This is a genomic window from Hoeflea sp. CAU 1731 (assembly GCF_039888615.1).
Taxonomy (GTDB): Bacteria; Pseudomonadota; Alphaproteobacteria; order Rhizobiales; family Rhizobiaceae; genus Flavimaribacter.
Map to the genome: position 1 here is coordinate 1 of NZ_JBDQQS010000047.1, position 2767 is coordinate 2767.

The following is a 2767-nucleotide window of genomic DNA, read 5'->3' on the forward strand; positions in this document are numbered from 1 at the left end:
TGTCGATTTACACTTCAAACTGGGACTCGGACAATTTCTGGAAAAACGTTACACTTCAATTGAGACTTTTGCGGCCTGAGTCTCAATTGAGGTGTAACGTTTCGTTGGCTATGCGAATGCTGCCTCTTTTTCCAAAGCGGGCTTCCAGGATTCGATGTTTTCATCGGTGATCCGCTCTGTGCCGTCTTGGATCGCCTCGATTGCAAGTTCGTTCAGTATCCCGAATACGCGAGCGGTTATGCCGTCGCCGAGGCGGGAAAGGTGTCGCAAACTCTGGCTGGACAATGCGGACGGAAGTTTGAGCGGTAGACTTCGGAGGATCGCCGTCACCAGTTCCTGGAATTCCTCATCCGCCTTCCATCTTGGCAGTACAAACTGATCCAGGCGTCGTGCCAGTTGAGTGTCGCCGGCAATCGCGTCGCGGGCTTCGGAAACGCCAAGACAGACGAGCGAAGCTTTGATCTCATTGCTAAGATATCGCAGCAGCTGCAGGATCACGCGCTGCTCTCTCGGGGTTCCAGCAAGAAGATTGTGGACCTCGTCAAATACCAGAACACGAACATTGTTGCTTTTCAGGAGGAGGACGGTCCTGATCTCAAGTTCCATGAGTGTCAGGCGTTCATTGATGCTGGCTCCCATGGCCATCAGCAATTGACCGTATATCCTGCGTTCTGTCGGGCGTGATGTCAGCGTAATTGCCAGGACCGGCATGCTTTCCACACCGGTACTGTGATCGATAATTGGCGGATGATTACGCTTGAACTTTTCCACGAGCATCGTCTTGCCCATGCCGCTGTGGCCATAAATCGCGAGGCCCGGCGGACGCGTTGATGGCGGATGGTCGCAAAGCCCATCGAGATGCCGAAGAACCCGACGAGCGCGATCAAAGCCGACCCAACGATCGGATCGAATGGCACGAATCCGTGTTTCGTTTGGCGAGTTGGCAAGTGCCGCGGCGCCAGACGCCAAATGCGGGAGTTCAATCATCAATCCCAAAATTCCGTGTCGTCATCTGAATGAACCGATTTCGCCAAATCTATAGCCGTAACGTGGCCGCTTTCCTTTTGGTCCTGTTTAGTAGGCCTTCGAGCAGCACTCCGGCGCGCTTTTGCGCTTGAGGATGCGGCAATGTCTTCAATCTGCCTTTGTTTTGCGATCGCTGCAAAGATAACATCTTCTTGCAACTCACGCCGTCCTTGGTCTCGAAGCCTTTTCTTGGCATGTTTCCATTCCCACCATGAGACGGGCGGATATGCGAGATTTCGGTACCGCGCTTCTACAAACCGGCCGTCGGACTGGCGAACGAATATTCGAGAAAGGTCTCGTGGATCATATTTGATCTCAAGCTCAGCACCCCGGCCGACATCACGTGATAGGGCGTCCGACCAGTAGCGAATCTTTTCCAGATGAATGCCGTCCTTCAGCAAGCGGCGCCGGTCACCAGGCAAAAAGCTGGTCCAGAACGCCATCCGGTCTGGCGGTAGGTCGAAATCGACTTCACCTTGCCGTTCGCGCCACACGGCCAGGGGAGGGCGCAATAGTGAGGCGTGGATACGCTGATGGTATTTGCCGACGATTTCCAGTGCGATCCACTTTTCTAGTTCGCGTAATGTAAAGGTCGCACGGCCCTCGGAATCGTAGTCACCCCTGATCTTCACATTGCTGAACGTTGTGCCAGGCAGCAGATGAACAGCTCCCATCATGGTTCCGATCAGCCGCTCGACGTGTCCGCCGAAGCGGGGCGTTGCTGGCGGTCTGAACAGGAGCTTGATGCCATATTCCTTGCAAGCGCCGGCGAGCGCTCGCGATCTGAATTCGGCGCCATTGTCGCAATGAAGAACAGCTGGCAGTCCGGCGACAGGCCAAGGAATATCAATCCCCCGTTCGTCTAGCCATGCTGCTTTGTCGTAAACGGCGTGCAGGAGGCAAAGGCCAACCGACGTTCTCGATGGGGCTGCCAGTGACAAATGGAAACCCGCGACCATTCTGGTGCAAACATCGATGGCAATCGTCAGCACTGGCCGTCCGATGGGTTGGCGATATTGTTCATCGACAACGACGACATCGACAATAGTATGATCGATCTGCCAAAGGGCATTCGGCTTTGCGACAGAAAGCTGGCCAGGGCTCGGTGTCGAGGCGGCTTCGATCTCGCGCTCCCCGCGCTTGCGGGCCGCTGCAATCGGGATCAGTTCCGACACTCTACGCTGCACAGTGCTACGATGTGGAGGTGATAGCCCCTCTGTGAGGCAGACTTCCCCAATGCGCCGCATCAGTGCGGCAAAGCTCGGCTTTTCCTTTTTGAGCCAGAAGCCCTCCACTTGTTCGGCGATAATGCGCTCGGTTCTGGGATCCAGCCTAACCATTCCTTCTTGCGTGCCGCGTTTTCTAGGTTTGAGGCTTGAAGTGCGTTGTGTCTTTCTAAACCTCGCAACGAGCCGAAACAGCGTCGAACGCGGGATCCCATACTCCTCACGCGCAGCCGCGACTACCTCAGCTGTCACTTTCCCATCACTGCCGCGGAGCAGATATCGAAGAAACTCTTCCGGACTTACATCGTCGGCATGTCGGTCACCATCATCGGGGGCTTCTGGGGATGAAATCATACGGCGACATTATGGTCGATCGACCGGTCGATCAATCCCATTTGGAGTGTAATAAAATCTCATTGGCGTCTCATTTGAAGTGTAATGCATTACACTTCAGTCTCACGCAAATCATTGAAAACACTCAATGCGCGAGTCTCGGTTTCAAACCTAAATCGACA

At 54.5% G+C, this 2767-nt stretch carries 2 protein-coding genes; both read right to left on the reverse strand.

What is annotated here, in order from left to right:
• Positions 1–108: 108 nt before the first annotated feature.
• A complete protein-coding gene (locus AAFN47_RS28020) occupies positions 109–987 on the reverse strand; it encodes a TniB family NTP-binding protein (RefSeq protein ID WP_238720040.1) in 879 nt (292 codons plus the stop codon).
• On the reverse strand, positions 987–2606 hold the full coding sequence (locus AAFN47_RS28025) for a TnsB C-terminal domain-containing protein (protein WP_127601218.1): 1620 nt from the start codon (positions 2604–2606) through the stop codon (positions 987–989). Before AAFN47_RS28025 ends, AAFN47_RS28020 begins: the two co-directional genes overlap by 1 nt.
• Positions 2607–2767: the final 161 nt, after the last annotated feature.

Excerpts from the sequence above, each read along its gene's own strand:
- AAFN47_RS28025 (WP_127601218.1), bottom strand. The coding sequence starts at position 2,606 with ATGATTTCATCCCCAGAAGCCCCCGATGATGGTGACCGACATGCCGAC.
- AAFN47_RS28020 (WP_238720040.1), bottom strand. The coding sequence starts at position 987 with ATGATTGAACTCCCGCATTTGGCGTCTGGCGCCGCGGCACTTGCCAAC.